The sequence below is a fragment of the Leisingera sp. ABM4_103 genome (assembly GCF_056158685.1).
Genome location: NZ_JBSWTU010000008.1, coordinates 38866 through 54916, shown reverse-complemented (window position 1 = coordinate 54916; position 16051 = coordinate 38866). Strand labels below are relative to the sequence as shown.

The 16051-nt window shown below is 61.7% G+C and carries 14 protein-coding genes; 4 read left to right on the top strand and 10 right to left on the bottom strand.

From position 1 onward, the window contains the following. Positions 1 to 19: 19 nt before the first annotated feature. Entirely contained in the window at positions 20 to 1093 is a 1074-nt protein-coding gene (locus tag ACXAED_RS23665) for a relaxase/mobilization nuclease domain-containing protein (RefSeq protein ID WP_475054159.1), read from the top strand. A gap of 553 nt (positions 1094 to 1646) precedes the next feature. Here the strand turns inward: ACXAED_RS23665 and ehuR are convergent. The 5 genes from ehuR to ectA all read right to left on the bottom strand — a co-directional run bounded on the left by ehuR (position 1647) and on the right by ectA (position 6836). After that, on the bottom strand, positions 1647 to 3026 hold the full coding sequence (ehuR, locus tag ACXAED_RS23660; RefSeq protein WP_475054157.1) for a MocR-like ectoine utilization transcription factor EhuR: 1380 nt from the start codon (positions 3024 to 3026) through the stop codon (positions 1647 to 1649). A 63-nt stretch (positions 3027 to 3089) separates the two neighbouring features. Beyond that, a complete protein-coding gene (locus tag ACXAED_RS23655) occupies positions 3090 to 4526 on the bottom strand; it encodes an aspartate kinase (RefSeq protein ID WP_475054155.1) in 1437 nt (478 codons plus the stop codon). Positions 4527 to 4557: 31 nt separating this feature from the next. Next, positions 4558 to 4950, bottom strand: coding sequence for an ectoine synthase (locus ACXAED_RS23650; RefSeq protein ID WP_260033489.1), 393 nt, complete (start codon positions 4948 to 4950; stop codon positions 4558 to 4560). Positions 4951 to 4953: 3 nt separating this feature from the next. Beyond that, on the bottom strand, positions 4954 to 6243 hold the full coding sequence (gene ectB / locus ACXAED_RS23645; RefSeq protein ID WP_475054154.1) for a diaminobutyrate--2-oxoglutarate transaminase: 1290 nt from the start codon (positions 6241 to 6243) through the stop codon (positions 4954 to 4956). Positions 6244 to 6305: 62 nt separating this feature from the next. Further along, a complete protein-coding gene (ectA, locus tag ACXAED_RS23640) occupies positions 6306 to 6836 on the bottom strand; it encodes a diaminobutyrate acetyltransferase (protein WP_475054153.1) in 531 nt (176 codons plus the stop codon). Positions 6837 to 7061: 225 nt separating this feature from the next. Here ectA and ACXAED_RS23635 point away from each other — a divergent pair, with 225 nt between their 5' ends. Further along, positions 7062 to 7538, top strand: coding sequence for a MarR family winged helix-turn-helix transcriptional regulator (locus ACXAED_RS23635; protein WP_475054151.1), 477 nt, complete (start codon positions 7062 to 7064; stop codon positions 7536 to 7538). Between the two features lie 425 nt (positions 7539 to 7963). Here ACXAED_RS23635 and ACXAED_RS23630 read toward each other — a convergent pair whose 3' ends face one another. The 3 genes from ACXAED_RS23630 to ACXAED_RS23620 all read right to left on the bottom strand — a co-directional run bounded on the left by ACXAED_RS23630 (position 7964) and on the right by ACXAED_RS23620 (position 10721). Continuing rightward, a complete protein-coding gene (locus tag ACXAED_RS23630) occupies positions 7964 to 8608 on the bottom strand; it encodes a 5-formyltetrahydrofolate cyclo-ligase (protein WP_475054149.1) in 645 nt (214 codons plus the stop codon). A 52-nt stretch (positions 8609 to 8660) separates the two neighbouring features. Further along, positions 8661 to 9689 carry an NAD(P)H-dependent flavin oxidoreductase gene (locus ACXAED_RS23625; protein WP_475054147.1) on the bottom strand — a complete coding sequence of 343 codons (1029 nt, stop codon included), beginning with the start codon at positions 9687 to 9689 and terminating at the stop codon, positions 8661 to 8663. A gap of 135 nt (positions 9690 to 9824) precedes the next feature. Beyond that, positions 9825 to 10721, bottom strand: coding sequence for a LysR family transcriptional regulator (locus tag ACXAED_RS23620; protein ID WP_475054145.1), 897 nt, complete (start codon positions 10719 to 10721; stop codon positions 9825 to 9827). 85 nt (positions 10722 to 10806) lie between these two features. On the opposite strand from ACXAED_RS23620, the gene ACXAED_RS23615 reads away from it, so the two are divergent. Beyond that, positions 10807 to 11982, top strand: coding sequence for a CaiB/BaiF CoA transferase family protein (locus ACXAED_RS23615; protein ID WP_475054142.1), 1176 nt, complete (start codon positions 10807 to 10809; stop codon positions 11980 to 11982). Then, positions 11979 to 13115 carry an acyl-CoA dehydrogenase family protein gene (locus ACXAED_RS23610; RefSeq protein WP_475054141.1) on the top strand — a complete coding sequence of 379 codons (1137 nt, stop codon included), beginning with the start codon at positions 11979 to 11981 and terminating at the stop codon, positions 13113 to 13115. Before ACXAED_RS23615 ends, ACXAED_RS23610 begins: the two co-directional genes overlap by 4 nt. 372 nt (positions 13116 to 13487) lie before the next feature. On the opposite strand, the gene ACXAED_RS23605 is transcribed toward ACXAED_RS23610, so the two are convergent. Beyond that, positions 13488 to 14993 (bottom strand): NCS1 family transporter, encoded by a 1506-nt coding sequence (locus ACXAED_RS23605; RefSeq protein WP_475054139.1) that lies wholly within the window; start codon positions 14991 to 14993, stop codon positions 13488 to 13490. Beyond that, entirely contained in the window at positions 14990 to 16042 is a 1053-nt protein-coding gene (locus tag ACXAED_RS23600) for a GlxA family transcriptional regulator (protein ID WP_475054138.1), read from the bottom strand. The genes ACXAED_RS23605 and ACXAED_RS23600 overlap by 4 nt, the downstream gene beginning before the upstream one ends. Positions 16043 to 16051 lie beyond the last annotated feature (9 nt).

Sequence of the window (16051 nt, the reverse complement as noted above, 5' to 3'; positions counted from 1 at the left end):
TCAGCAGTCCAAGCCGGGCGTGAAAGCAGAGCGGACCACGTTATCTGCACCGGGCGGGCAGATGATTTCTGTGGCTGACAAGGCGCGTCTGGCACGGGTAGTCAAAGGCACGACTGAGGTCATGGTGAAAGTGACCAAGCCAGCCAAGACTGACAAGCATGGGAACCCGATCAAGGTCACGCATGGAACTGAGGCGAGGCGCGTGGCTGATCACATCAACTATATCAGCCGGAACGGCAAGCTTGAGGTGGAAACTTCCTCTGGCGAGGTGCTGAAGGGCAAGCAGGCCACTTCAGAGCTATACCGGGACTGGATCGAGAAGCATGATGATGCACGGGCAGCAGGCATGGCGTCGGACCGTACAAGGATCACCACCAGCATTCTTTTTTCAATGCCAGGCAATACAAATGCCACCGGTGTAAGGGATGCGGTGCGGGCTCTGGCAGAACAGGAATTCGGCGGTCGCCACGATTACGCCATGGCGCTTCACACGGACACCCCGCATCCGCATGTGCACCTGACGGTGCGCACGGTTGGGCATGACGGCGTGAAACTCAATTTGCGCAAAGCTGATCTGCAGCACCTGCGCGACACTTTTGCGGAGAAGCTGCGCCAGCGCGGCATCGAGGCGGAATCCACCCCGCGGCATGCCCGGGGTAAGACCCGTCGGGGCGAAAGCACACCAGTTTACAAGATCCGCCAGCGCGGCGGGAAACCTTATATCGATGCGAAAAAGCGCAATGAGGTGCGCCGGGATATGGATCGCAACAACGGCGTGCTTCCAACCCATGCCTGGGACGCGGCAATTGCTGATCGCCGGAACAGGGTCATGCGGACCTATGCCGGCGCCGCACGGATACTGGCGCAATCCGATGATCCAGCTGACCGGGACCTGGCGCGTACAACAGAGCGCTTTAACACCCGGCTGACAGAGGTGGCCACGCAGCGGATGGGGATCGCCAGATCACTGGAAGTGCCGCAATCGCATGGCCGTACTGGCGGTACAACCGGACACCGCGGTGCGGAGCAATCCCCGGAACCCGGGCGAAGGGAAGAAGACCGCTCACGGCCGGGCAGGGGGCGTGAACGGTAACGCCCCGCAGGAAAGAGGTTGAAATTGTGCGCAGGGGTAAGGCCTCAGTCACTCTAAGAAAACGGTTTGCAGCCGTTGTAATGGCGGAGAACCAATAGTCTCGACGATGGCGGCTGCCAGCCCTTTGCAGTTCAAATGCTAAGCATTTCTGCCACACACCGGACTTTCAATGCTGGACGCTTGATGGGCAAGATGCGGGACTTTGCCGCCTTTTGCTCTTGGAGCTATTGCTGCCGCAGAAAACCCTGCGCTCCCGCTGCGCGAGATTTTCAGCAGCGCGGCGAACTTACTGTTTGTGGTCATTCAACCATGCGGAAATCGGCGGAGCTCAAACTGCCTTTTCGCTGCAATCAGCTGGGACAAACGGGACGTGGGACTATTCTGCCGTTCGTGTCGCGCCGTCACCCAACCTCGTGTCTCCGGATTCTGGCATTTCGGGCAGTACCGCCTCGCACAGGAGTTGTTAGCGACATGCAGAGCTTTTCGCCCAATCATGTGGTGCGTTGGTTGGCAGTCCGGTTCTCCCAAAGAGGTGGCCACCAAAGTGCAGCCGCTAGAACGCGAGGTGAGGCAAGCAGTGGGGCTGCAGCTTTAAGAGGGCAGCGGTCAACTCCAAGCCCTTGCGGAAATGGCTATCCTCCTGAATCCCGCCCAAGGAAATGCGCAATGCGTTTGGTGAGCTTGTTCCTGGGGCAAGGAATGGCATGTCTGGCATAAGGGCAATTTGCATCTTGCTTGCATATTGCGAGAAGCGGACGGAGCTCCACCCCTCAGGCAGCGGCAGCCAAAGATGCAACGCTGAGGGATGTCCTGTCCAGGGCATCCCATGCAATACCCTGCAGGCGATGCGGTGGCGGCTTTCCAACGCATTGCGCTGCCAGTCTGCAAACTCCAGCGCCGTGCCGTCCAGCACCCAGCGGCTGGCCAGTTCCCGCATTAAGGGTACTGCCGTTCCTCCAAAACTCAGAAGGCGGCTTTTCAGAGGTGGCAGCAAATGGCTTGGTGCAGCCATGTATCCGGCCTGAAGCCCGGGCATCAGGCATGTGCTGAAGGCGGTCATATAGATTGAACGTTCTGGCAGCAGCGCGGACAGTGGCGGCGGGGGGTCCTCTGCCAAGGGGCCAAGCGGATCGGCTTCAATGACGTATAGATCATGGTCTTCCGCAATCTGGACCAGCTCTATGCGCCGGCCCTCGGGCATCATGACCGGAACCGGATTTGCCAGTGACGGCAGCAGACACAGGACTTTGGCGCCGGATGCCAGGCAGGCTTCCGCCAAAGCCTCCGGCAGAATGCCTTGCGTATCCGCTTTCAGGCTCAATTGCTTCAAGCCTAAATAGGAGCAGCCGGAAACAAGCAGATTGTGTGTGATGCCGTCTGACAAGACGGTATCGCCGGGGCGGGTCAGGGCGGAGAGTGCAGTGGAAAATCCCTGACTGCCGCCATTCGTCAGAAGAACCTGGTCCGGTCCGGCTGGATAACCGCAAGCTGCCAGCCACTGCGCCCCAGCGTCGCGGTGGGCATCGCTTTCAGAAACGGAGCAGCAGTCCTGCAAGGCAGAAGAGCCCAGTTCTGCCGCAACCTCCTGCAGTGCGCGCTGAAGCCGCTTGCTGTGCTCTTGGCTGTAGACAGGTCGGGAGGTTGAGAAATCAAACTCTTCCTCAGGTTCGGTTTGCAGCGCAACAGCTCGTGGGACAGTACCGCAAACATAGCTGCCCCGGCCAACCTGCCCGTCAACCAGGTTCTGCTTGCGTAAACTATCGTAAGCTTTGCTCACCGTGTGTACGCTTAGGCCAAGCCGGTTTGCCATCCTGCGATGAGGTGGGAGGCGGGCTCCGGCTGGGAGCTCTTCGGTCAGAATGGCCTGTTTAATGGCTGCTGCAAGGCTGGCGTGCAAAGGCGCATGAAGCGTTTCGGGATCAGGATACCACACTGGTGCTCTTTCTTCTGGCCCGCAAAGCCAGGGCAACTAAGCGTCTGGAGACAGACGTCCGGCTCACGCCGCTTTTGATGTTTGAACCTGGCCAGTTGCCGGAAGGAGCGCCGCGTGCAAAACAGCGACCGCTGTTTCGGCCGATGCCCGCGGTACTGCAAACTGCACATCGACGTTGCGCGGGGTCTGATGCGCTGCAATCACTTCGACACCGGCCCTTTCAAAGGCTGCAAGCCCGCGGCCAAGCGCCCGCACCCCGGACAGGTCGCGCCCGATGGCCGAGACGATGGACAGCGCCCGCGCGCTGACCTGGGCTGAAGGATAGGCGCGCTCCAGATCATTTGTCACACGGCGCACTGCTTTCAGAGAAGCCTCGACATAATGGGTGATGGTGTTGGCGTTCGAGCTTTTGGAGATGATCCGGACTTTGTGCCGGCGCAATGCCTCAAGCACGGTGGCATCATATCCTTTGACACCCACCATGTCCTGCTCAAACAGCTCCAGCGCGACAGCATCAATACTTGTCACGATTTCAACCGCGGGAGTTTTGGCTGGCTGGCTGTCGATGAGGGTGCCAGGGTCCGAAGGCTCAAACGCGTTGGTGACACGCAGCGCCACGTTGGACTGGCGCAGGATCTTGGCGGCATTCGGGTGAATGGCCTCCATCCCCATGTTCGACAGCTGGTCGGCCACGTCGTAGTTCGTATGGCCCAGCTTGCGCACGGCGTCTGTCCCCACCAGTGCCGGATCAGCGGAAGACAGGTGGAATTCCTTATGGATGATCGCCTCTTTTGCCTTGGTATAGGCGGCGATGCTGGAAAAGGTGACTTCGGAATAGCCGCGGTCATATTCGCGCATCAACCCCTCTTTGCATTGGGCATAGCCGGTCACGATGGGCATTTCCGACGCCAGGTCGAGATCGCGCAGGCCGGAGGCGATCCGCCCCTCTAGTGAGCATTCGCTTTCGTCGCGCCAGCCGCTGAGATCAACGAAACGTGCGTTCACCCCGGCGCGCTGCAGCATCAGCGAGGTAACAAAGGCGGAGTGCGCCTCGCCCAGGCCGGACAGCAGCTCGCGCACCAGCATCATCTGGCTCGACAGCCGGAAATGGCCGTAAGAGCACAGGCGCCGCAGGTCGAACAGGCAGCTGCGGGCGCCCTCGATGCGGTCGCGCACAAACTCCTCTGCGCGGGCGCGGTCTGCCGGATTGTCCAGCACACCGTTGTGCGCTTCGGACATGGCTTCACCCACGCGGGTCAGCGCATCCAGCCAGCCGTGATCGTTGTCGTCATTGGCGAACAGAGCATAAACGCCGGGCTCGCCGGTCTTCTTGTGCTCCAGCAACAGGTTGGTGATCCCGCCAAAGGCGGACACAACAAAAATGCGGTGATAGAGCGAAGCACCGGTGCGGCCGCCGATGATGAGCGTATCCCGCAGCTCGCGGATACGGCTCATCGAGGTGCCGCCGATCTTTTCGACGGTGTGGTCAGGGAATTTCAAACTGTCTCTCCCGGCCTCAGCCGGGACCTCTTCAAGTGGTTTCTAGCGCGTAGGAGCCGTCTTCGCGGTGTACTTCGCTGCCGGTCACGGGCGGGTTGAAGACACAGGCCATCACCAGCTCTTCCTCAGCCCGCAGGGTGTGGCGGTCGTGCTTGTCCAGCGCGTACATGACGCCTGGCCGGATCAGATGGGTTTCGCCGGTGGCCAGATCGGTGATCGAGCCGGAACCCTGCATGCAGTAGACGCTTTCAAAGTGGTTCTTGTATTCGAAGGTGTGTTCGGAACCGGCCTCGAGGAAGGTGATGTGGAAGGAAAACCCCATCCCGTCATCGGCCAGCAGCATCCGCACCGAAGACCACTGGGCGTCAGACACCACCCGGCTTCGGTCGCTTTTGATAATGTCGTTATAGTCGCGAACAATCATGTCTTACTCCGCTGCAAATTTGCTTAAATCGGTCACGCCGCGGATTGCGCTGCGCAGGATGTTAAGGCCTTTGATAAAGGTGTCCTCGGGCGTGGTCAGCGGGGCCAGAACCTTGACCACCTGATCCTCGTTGCCGGAGGTCTCGATGATCAGCCCGTTGTCAAAAGCATGGGCGCAGATGCTTGCGGCCAGCTCTCCGGAGCCGACGTCCAGCCCTTGCATCATGCCGCGCCCTTTTAGCTTTGAGCCAGGGATAAGTTCTGACATTTCCTCCAGCGCGGCTGTCAGCAGGCGGGCCTTGGCGGCGGTGCTTTGCTGAAAGCCGGTGTCCGACCAGAACTTGCGGATCGCGGTGCTGGCGGTGATGAAAGCATGGGTGTTGCCGCGGAAGGTGCCGTTATGCTCAGCCGGGCCGAAGACGTCGTGCTGCGGGCGGGCCAGCATCAGGGCCATCGGCAGGCCGAAGCCCGAGACCGATTTGGCCAGCGTTACGATGTCCGGCGTGATGCCCATGTCCTCGAACGAGAAGAAGCCGCCGGTGCGGCCGCAGCCGGCCTGGATGTCGTCGATGATCAGCAGGGCGCCATGTTCCTTGGCCAGAGCGGCGATGCGCTGCACCCATTTGGGGCTGGCGGCGTTCAGCCCGCCTTCGCCCTGCACGGTTTCCAGCAGGATCGCGGCCGGCGCGTCAACGCCGCTGGAGCCGTCGCTCAGCATCGTCTCGAGGTAGGCGGCGGTGTCAACGTCCGCGCCGAAGTAGCCATCATACGGCATCCGGGTAACGCCATTGAGCGGGGTGCCGGCGCCGCCGCGGTGGTAGCTGTTGCCGGTCGCCGCCAGCGCGCCCAGGGTGACGCCGTGAAAGCCGTTGGTGAAGGCGATGACATTGGTGCGGCCAGTCACCTTGCGGGCCAGCTTCAGTGCGGCCTCCACAGCGTTGGCGCCGGTCGGGCCGGTGAACATGACCTTATGGTCCAGATTGCGCGGCCGCAGGATGTGCTGGTCGAAGGTATCAAGGAATTCTTCCTTGGCGCTGGTGTGGAAGTCCAGCCCGTGCGCCAGCCCGTCGGCGGCAATGTGGTCTATCAGGGCGGCCTTCATGTCTGGATCATTGTGGCCGTAGTTCAGCGACGAGCAGCCGGCCAGAAAGTCAATGTAAGTGCGCCCCTGGCTGTCGGTCAGTTCGGAACCTTGGGCCCGGGTAAAGACGGTGTCGAAGCTGCGGCAATAGCTGCGCGCCTCGGACTCGCGGCGTTTGAAAATAGAAATCTTGGCTGACGTATCAGTCGGCATCGTTTGTCCTTTGGGGATTGTGCAGATCAGAGCGGGCATGCGCCACATGGAACCGACCAGCCTCAGGCTGCCCAGCTGGGCGCTTCGGAGAAATCTATCGTGACCATGTGTTCGGTGCTCTGGCGGTCCCGGAAGTGCTGACCCTGGGTGTAGTAGGGCAGGCTCCTCAGCGGTGCGCTGCGGTTGGCTGCGAATTTGTGGAACAAGGCCCAGGAGGCCCTGTTTTCCTGGGTGATGGTTGTTTGCAGCCGTTTGACCTTCTCACAGGCCTTGCGGCGCAGAAGGCCGGTCAGCATCAGCGAGCCAAGACCGGTGCCGCGGGCCTTTTCAGACACAGCCACCTGCCAGACAAACAGCGTTTCCGGGTCGTCGGGCAGAACATAGGCGGAAACCCAGCCGACAATTTCGCCGTCGATCTCTGCCACAACGCAGGTGTCGCGGAAGTGGTCGCACTGGATCAGATTGCAGTACATGGAGTTCTCATCGAGCGGCTTGCAGGCCCGCACCAGCTCCCAGATCTCGGGGCCGTCGTCTGCGGTGGGCTCGCGCAGCCCGGGGGCTGCCTTCCGGAATAACTCTAATGCGTGTCGCATCTGGCTTGATGTCTCCGTTATTACTTTGAGAAGCTAAGTATATTGAGGGCGTGCTCTTGACAAGTAGTTAGGAAAAGTCTGCGCCATTGTGTCATTTCGGCAAATAGCGGACGTTTTACGACACGACGGAAGAGAACTTTATACTTCGCTTATCGAATTAGATGTGCGTGACCTGCGCGGCTGGACTGGCTTGATTGTCCCGCTGCGCTCTGCCAGAATCGGGACATGGAACGCATTGATGCAAGCCTGATCGCCCTGCGCCGCATTCTGCGTGCAACTGACCTGTTCAGCCGGGAGCTTGCGCAGTCGGTCGAACTGACAGCCGCGCAGTTCCGGGTGCTTCAGATCATCGCCGCCAGCGAACACTGCACCGCCAAAGCGATTTCGCAGCAGATGCGGATTTCCCAGGCAACCGTGACCTCTCTGGTGGACAAGCTGGTTCGCAAAGAAATGGTGGTGCGGGAAAAGTCGCAGACTGACCGGCGCCAGACAAATATCCTTGTCACCGAGAAGGGGCGCGGGGCAATTGCCGATGCACCGGATCCGCTGCAGCAGAGGTTTGTGCGCAAGTTTGCAGCAATGGAGGACTGGGAGCAGGCAGCGCTGATCGCAGCACTTGAGCGCGTGGCATCCATGCTGGATGCAGAGGACATTGATGCGGCGCCGGTACTGGATACCGGGGAATCTCTGACGGCTTCGTGAACCTATCACCACAGGATCTGCTAAAGGGCAGTGTTCTCCCCCCAAAAAACCTTAGGAACTGAAAATGCCCCGGCAATAAGCCACTATTCTATGGCTCTGATGACGGCCCAAGCAATACCATTGCCATCAAAACGGAAGCTTACGGCACGCCATTCAAAAGAGACGTTCGCTGCAACTGTGAATACAGGGATCACCGCAAGGTCGGCACAGCCGGACATACCAGACCTACGCGCCCGCAGCGGATGCAGGTTCTGAAAGCCTAAAACTCTGTTCGCGCCCGCAGCAGCGGCAATTCAGCGGCGTCGCGGATTTTCCCGGACCGGACATTCAAAACCACGCTGCGGAGCAATTGCAAACCGTCCGTTCGCTGGACCTTAGTCGGAGAAGCGGGCCGAGCAGGGCTTCCGCACGCCTTCAGGTACTCGTCATGATGCTGTGTTCGCAAACTGCTCGCCGGTTTCAGTCAAAACGACGTCCAGTTGGATGTCGTGCGGTTGCGGTAAAATAGTAGGCAACTGTGCGGCGTCCAGGCCGATACCGATGGCATAGGGGCGCGGCGTCAGGGCCGCCAGGGTGCGGTCGAAATAGCCGCCTCCGTAGCCCAGCCGGTAGCCGCCAGGCGCCCAGCCCACCAGCGGCGCGAGCACGGTGGCGGGGGTCAGGGCCGGTGCCTCGGGCGGCGGCACCGGGATGTTCCAGTCGCCGCGCACCAGCCGGGTTTCCGGCGTCCACAGCCGGAACACCAGCGGCGCGGCCTTGGTCTCGACGATGGGCAGGGCAATGGTGGCGCCTTCGGCGTGCAGGTCTGCCATCAGCGGGCGCAGGTCGGGTTCGCACTTGATCGGCCAGTAGAAGGAGATGACCTTCCCGTTCGCGCCGCCGGAGCGGGATTTGAGCAGCTGCTGCAGGTGCCCGGACAGCGCATCGCCTGCTGCCTGGCGTTCGGCAACCGTCATGGCGCGCCGTTCCGCCCGCAGCCGGCTTCGTTCGGCCTTGCGCCAGCGGGTAACGTCCGCGGTGTGCCGGGCGGCGGCGGCCCGGGGGTCGTAAAGGCCGGTTTCCTCCGCCATGCAGGGCGAGGAGGCGTAGCCCTTGGCGGCAGGCGGGGGGTGGGGGTCTTGCTCATCCGGCTGCTCCGCTGCGGGGCGACAGCGACTGCCCGAGGATGCGCTCTGCGCCGCTGACGATGTCCGCGATGCGCTCGGCTGCAGGCACGATCCGGCGGATGGCGCCCGCGCCCTGGCCTGCAAACAGGGCCATTGCCTCCAGGTCGCCGGTGGTGGTGCGCAGCGGCGAATCGGTGCTGTAGCGCAGCCGCGGCTGGCTGCCGTCCCAAGCGATTTCCTCGCGCGGGAGGGTGTCGGGATCGTGGCCCATATAAGCGCCGCCGAGCGCTTTGGTGACGCTGTTTTCCAGCACCCGCACTGCCGCGCCCGCGGGCCAGTTGAGCACGAAGACATCGGTCAGCACGGTGTCGGCGCCGGTAGCGGCGACGACGCGGTCCTTGTGATAGGGGTGGGCAAAGGACTCATCGGTGGCCAGAAAGGCGGTGCCGCACTGGATCCCGGCAGCGCCCAGTGAAAGGAATGCGGCCAGATCGGCGCCGGAGGAGAGGCCGCCCGAGGCCACCACCGGGACGGACAAGGTGTTCAGAACCTCCTGGGTGAGGCTGCGCAGCGGCTGGCGCCCGTGGACATGGCCGCCGGCCTCGATGCCTTGGGCGATGATCACATCGGCGCCTGCTGCTTCGGCGGCGCGGGCGGCTTCGGCGCTGCCGACCTGATGCAGAACCAGCCGGCCTGCCGCCTTTACCCGGGCCACGGCCTCGGGCACGACATCCCAGAAGAAGGTGAAGGCGGGAACGCCGAGATCGAGGCAGCAGCCGATCTGGGCGTCCAGCAGGGCCGGTTCGGTTGCCGCGGGGATGACATTTACCGCAAAGGGGCGGTCCGTGGCGGCACGCAGACGGGTGACTTCCTCGGTGATCAGCGCCGGGCTTTCGCGCACCATGCCAAGCATTCCGAAACCGCCGGCATTGGCGACGGCGGCGGCCAGTTCCCAGCGGGAGACGCCGCCCATGCCCGCCAGGAGGACGGGGTAATCGCAGCCTAGAAGGCTGCACAAGGAATTTGCGCCGGAGGACGCCGTCATCGGTCGGATCTCCTGTGCCGAGGGCGGCCTTTCTGCGCCGCCCCGCGCGACAGGGTGGCGTGCGCGGGCCTGCACGTCAAGCGGGAGGACGCGGAGCGCCGCGCAAGGGCAGCGGCGCCGGAGGGTGCCGGGTCTTCAGGCCGTCGGGGCGAAAAAGGCCCTGGCAAAACCGGTGAACGCCTGGATGACGGGCCGTTTCAGCGCGGCGCCGCGATGGGCCAGCGCAATCTGATGCAGCGGCGGATGGCCCGCGAGCGGCACCCGGACCACCGGGTTGCCGTCATAGCAGGTTCCGTCCGGCAGATCGGTGGCCAGCAGGCCAGCGCCGAACCCGTTTGCCACCATCGACCGCAGCATCTCGATCGAGGCGGTTTCATGCGCCACCCGCACCGGAAACCTGGCGTTCTGCAGGAGGGACAGGAAATAGCCGCGGCTGTGCGGCAGGTTCACCAGGATGACGGGCTCCTGCGCGAGGTCTTCGGCGCTGACGCCGGGCAGCCCTGTCAGCCGGTGCCCGGCGGGCAGCAGGGCGTAGGGTTCGGCGGCCATCAGCGGTGTGATCGCGAAATCCGACGGAACCCCGAAATCATAAAGCAGCGCGAGGTCGATCCGGCCTTCGCTGAGCCAGTCGAACAGTGATTGCAGGTCGCCTTCGAGGATGCGGATCTCGGCGCCGGGGCGGGTGTCCATGAAGCGGCGCACCAGCTGCGGCGCATAGCGAGGGCCGAGGGTGGAAAACACCCCGAGGTTCAGGAACTCGGGCGTGCCTTCGCCGCCGCTCAGCACCCAGCGGGCCTGGTTTTCCAGTTCGCGCAGCTGGGCCGCCTTGTGCTGCCCGAACGGCGTCAGCTCCATGCCGCGGCCGGGGATGCGGACGAACAGCTTCTGGCCGAACACCTCCTCGCAGCGGGCGATGGCGTGCGAAACCGAGGGCTGCGAGGTGTTCAGCGCTCGGCTGGCCGCTGCGGTGCTGCCGGTGGCGGCCACCGCCAGCAGGATTTCGACCTGGCGGAAGGTCAATGGTATATTCAAAGAGGTATACTCTTTATATGCATCCAGTATTTCCAAGTATATCCCAGCGGACGCTATCCTGCAGCAAGCAATTGATGGGGGATGCATGTTCGACAATGACGAGACCGCAGGCCGTAGGCCGCTGGAGGGAGTCCGGGTGCTGGACTTTTCCCGTGTTCTGGCCGGGCCCTACTGCACGGCGCTGATGGCCGACCTCGGCGCCGAGGTGATCAAGGTGGAGCCGCCCGCGGGCGATGACTACCGCCACATCGGCCCATTCAGGGACGGCGAAAGCCTGCTGTTCCAGTCGGTGAACCGCGGCAAGAAATCCATCGTTCTGGACCTGAAATCCGCAGAAGGCGCGGCGGCGGCCCGGGGGCTGGCGGCGGAGAGCGATGTTATGATCGAGAATTTCCGCCCCGGCGTGATGGAGCGGTTCGGGCTGGGCCCGGAGGCATTGTGCGCGGCCTGTCCGCAGCTGGTCTATGTCTCGGTGTCCGGGTTCGGCCAGACCGGCCCGAACCGGATGCTGCCGGCCTATGACATCATCATCCAGGCGATGAGCGGGCTGATGGACGTGACCGGCGCCGAGGACGGCCCGCCGATGATGGCCGGGGACGCCTTTGCCGATGTGGCGGGCGGCATGTTCGCGGCCTTCGGGGCGATGGTGGCGCTGTTCGACCGCGCCCGAAGCGGCCGGGGGCGGCATGTCGACCTGGCGCTGTACGATTCGCTGATGTCGATGATGCCGGTGCTGGCCTGCCGGGCGCTGATGGCCGGGGAGACGCCGAAGCGGACCGGCAGCAAGCACGCGCTGTCGGCGCCGTTTGGCACCTATCCGGCCAGGGACGGCAGCTTTACCGTCGCGGTGCTGAACGACCGGCTGTTTGCAAAGTTCGCGGCGGTCATCGGCGCGCCGGAACTGGCGGAGGATCCGCGGTTCGCCAGCGACAGCCTGCGGCGGCAGAATGAGCCGGCGCTGGCGCAGCATATCGAAAGCTGGGCCGCGGTCCGGGACGTGCAGAGCGTCGCCGCGCTGCTGTCCGAGGAGGGTATCCCGGCCGCGGTCCTGAGTTCGGTGCCGGAGGCCTGGGCGTCGCCGCAGGCGCAGGCGCGGGAGCTGGCGACGCCCGTCACCCATCCCGCGCTCGGCACGCTGAGCGTGCCGGAACAGCCGGTTCATTTCAGCGGCGCGCCGCGCGGCGGCCGTCAGGCAGCCCCGGGACTGGGGGCGCATACAGAGGAAATCCTGCATCGGCTGAAGGAAGGAGAGACCAAATGAGCGGTGATCTGAACAGTGAAGAACAGGCCGTCATCGACCAGATCGAGCGGTTTTCGAATGAGGTGCTGGCGCCTGCCGCTGCGGCGATCGATGCCGAGGGGACATTTGCAACCCTGCACCGCCCGGCGCTGGCAGAAATGGGCATCATGGGCATGAACCTGCCCGAAGCCTATGGCGGCATTGGCCTGTCCGGTCCTGCGCTCTATTGCGCGGTGGAGGCCATAGCCGGCGCCTGCGGCTCAACTGCGTCGATGCTGACGGCGCATTTTCTGGCGACGGATTCTCTGCTGCTGGGCGCGGATGAGGCGTTGAAGAAGCGGCTGCTGCCGGCCGCCGCATCGGGGGAGGCACTGGGGGCTTTTGCCTTGACCGAGCCGATGGCCGGCTCCAACCCGGCCGACATGCGCACCACCGCCATCCGCGACGGGGACGGCTACCGGCTGAAAGGCTCGAAATGCTTCATCTCGAACGCGGGCGGCGCGGATTTCATCGTGGTCTATGCCAAGACCGACAGCAGAGCAGGCGCGCGCGGGGTCAGCGCCTTTGTGGTGGAGCCGGGCAAGACGGACGGGGTGGAGATCGGCAGGCACGAGGAAACCATGGGGCTGCGCGGCGGCCATGTGTTCCCGGTCTCCCTTGACTGCCATGTGCCCGCGGAAAACCGGCTGGGCGACGAAGGCACCGGATTCCGCACCGCGATGAAGGTGCTGGACAATGGCCGCATCGAGGTAGCCGCGCAGGCAACCGGCATCGCCCGCGCGGCGCTGGATGCGGCGGTTTCCTATGCCAAGGAACGCGAGGTCGGCGGCCAGCCGATTGGCAATTTCCAGGGGCTGCAATGGATGCTGGCCGACAGCGCCACCGAATTGGCGGCGGCACGGGCCTTGGGGCAGCAGGCCGCCCGCAAGCGTGGCACCGGTGAGCGGTATTCCTCGGACTCGGCCTTTGCCAAGCTCTATACCAGCGAGGCGGCCTGGCGCATTGCCGACCGGGCGCTGCAGATCCACGGCGGCTATGGTTACACCCGCGATTTCCCGCTTGAACGCTATCTGCGCGATTTGCGGATCTTCCGGATCTACGAAGGCTCCTCAGAAATTCAGCGCACCATCATCGCCCGGGAAATGCTGAAGTAGCGTTTCATGGTTAGATTAGATTTGCTGTGTCACCCCTCATAGAATTGCTTCAACGCAGTAGAATTGAGGGTTTATCGAGAAGGCTGTTTGGGACGCACCGGCGTTGATCAAGCTCCGCTCCCGCCTTCGATGGTCCGCATCTCTGAGGGGCGCCGGTGCTCCACTGGCGGAGAAACACTCTCACATAGATCCCCAGCGCCTGGTGCAGAATTGAGAGCTATGCATTCAGATGGTCGGTACTGAAGGAAAACTAAGGCGAAATGGAGAAGGTCAGGAACACATCTAACTTCGGCCAACATCCGAGGTTCGAGTGAATGAAAAGAGCCCGCACCGTTTTGGTGCGGGCAAGTCGGGGAGGGTCAATTAAGAACTTTACAGGTCTTCGCGGCCTATTTCTTCATCATGAGTTTCTGCAGGTGCCATTCGCCGGAACTGCCCTTTGCCAAGATAAACCCAGCTGACCCCCTCGCTCGTAGCGAGAAACTCATCTGCGTATCCGCTACTGATCTCAGCCTGCGGATTCCCTGGCAGAACGATAGTCTTCATCAGCAAGGCATAGAGCACGAGCCCAAGCGGGAAGCCGATGATGAATGCGTACTGCGAATACCAGGCTGCAATACCTCCGGCCACGATCCATGCAATCAAGCCCGCTGGATTGAAACCGCCAGAGTAGCGGAACTGGCCATCGGCTTTGAACAGGTCCGGCACGTTGAGGCGGCGCTTTCTCAGAATGTAATAGTCGGCCACCATTATGCCGCCGATGGCAGACAGGAACGCCCCGTAGTAACCTAGGAAGACGAACAGGTTGTTCAGAATTTCCCATGGGAAGCACAGCGTGCCGACGACCCCTGCAAGCGCAACACCTACCTTGTAGTTAATCACGCGCGGCGCAAGATTGATGAAGGTCAGCGCTGAGGGGATGAGGTTGGCGGAGTTATTTGTCGACCACTGTGCCAGCACCACCAGCGCAAGCAAAATGACTAGCGACAGCCCCTCACCTTCGCCCTGGATGACTTCGATCGGGTTCCAATTGCCGGTAGCAATGAAAGAAACGCCTCCGATTCCAGCAATAAGTGCTTGGGTGACCGGCAAAGCAACCAGCTGCGCAAGAAAGATGTTCTTGTTGCGCGAGACAAAGCCTTTGGATCCAGCATCGGTCTTCACAAACCGCGTCAGGTTTGGAATGTCGATGGCAAGCGTCGACCAGAAGCCCAGGTTGGCGATAAAAAGCACCAGTAGGGACATTTCGCCAGTCCCTTCAAAGGTCCAGATGTTCACACCTTGTGTCGAGGCGACACCTTCCAGCGTATAATACATCCAGATAGAAATCGCGATAATGGCAGGTGCTGCCAGCGACGCGAGCCGTTCAACCGATTTGATCCCCATCGCGGTGTTCACGATCTGAATGATGCCGAACACTGCGTACCAGACGATCCAGTTGTCGAAGTCCAGAAAGTACTGGCCGATTCCGTTCAGAGCCAGTGCTCCGAGGTAGGTTTGAATGCCGAACCACATTGCGGCAACCAAGCCACGGGAAATTGCGGGAAGATGCGTGCCGTAAATGCCAAACGGCGCGCGCAGGTAGACGGCAAAAGACAGGCCGTGTTCGGTCCCGATATCTGCTGTCAGCACCATGAATGCGCCAATTCCGATATTGGCCAGCATGATCACCAGGATAACCGTTGCCAGCGGAACGCCGCCACCAACCCCGGCTGCACCTAAGGAATAGGTTGCGATGATGACCGCAATTCCGACCCATATCCAAGCATAGCCAATCAAGCCGAGCGGACGCTGCCCCAGCAGTGTCGGCAGGATGGATTCTTCAAGCAAGCCAGTGCGTTCATGTTCCGCGTCGCGGATTTTCTCGGTCATTGTCATTTTTTGATTTCCCTGTTGGTTGAATTGCCGGCACAAGGGGACGTGCCGGTCCTCGAAGGCGGTGTTCCGAAACGTTCGGAAAAACACCTTGAAAACTGTGTCCGTGACGAAAAGCCTGCCGCGACTGCCACATCAAGGAGCTGCATATTTGTTTCAGCCAACAGGCTATGCGCAAAATCGAGCCGCAAGTTGCGATAGTATTTCGCCGGTGAAATGCGGAGCAGCTTCTTGAACATCCTCTCAAGCTGACGCCGCGAACATCCGCACTCCCTGGCGATCTCATCCAAGCACAGCGGGTTTTCCAGATTGCGCTTCATGATTTCAATTGCGGCTGTCACATGCCGGTTTCGAGCATTGTTTGAGAAAGCGAAGGAGGTTTTTTGTGGAGTTCCTGGTGGACGCGCCACACCATGCAGGCACATGTCCCCCACAGCTTGTGCGAAGGCCTTGCCATAATCTCGAGCAATCAGTGCCAGCATCATATCCGTTGCGGCATGTCCGCCGCCGCAAGTCATAAGCGGCCCATCAATTTCGAAGATCTTTTCGCTGCTTTCCAGGTCAGGAAATAATTCTCGGAAACTCGCTTGGTTTTCCCAATGGAGCGTGAAACGCTTTTCCTGAAGCAGTCCGAGCCGCGCTAGAGTGAAAGCTCCGGTACACAGAGCCCCGAGTTTTCCTCCCATCCGGGAAAACCTGCGCAGGGCCTGCAGTGTCTGTTCGGATGCTGCATTGTGCGGATCCGTACCAGAACACACAAGCAACTGATCGGGTGATTGCAAGTCGTGCAAATTGGAATGCGCATTCAGTTCTACGCCGCACGAGCTTGCGACTGCAGAGGTATCTGCCACCGTGTGCCAGCGGTAGAGTTCATGCTGGGAGAGCTGGTTTGCAACACGCAGAGGCTCGATGGCGCTGCTCAGGGCCAGCATCGTGAACCTGGGCAGCAGAAGAAAGTAGATATCGCGCGGAGGCAAGGCATCTTTGACCGCGAAATAGGCTGCGCTCTTCGGTACGAAGCTGCGATAGCTTGTCTTTCTTTCGGTGTTCATGCTTGCCTC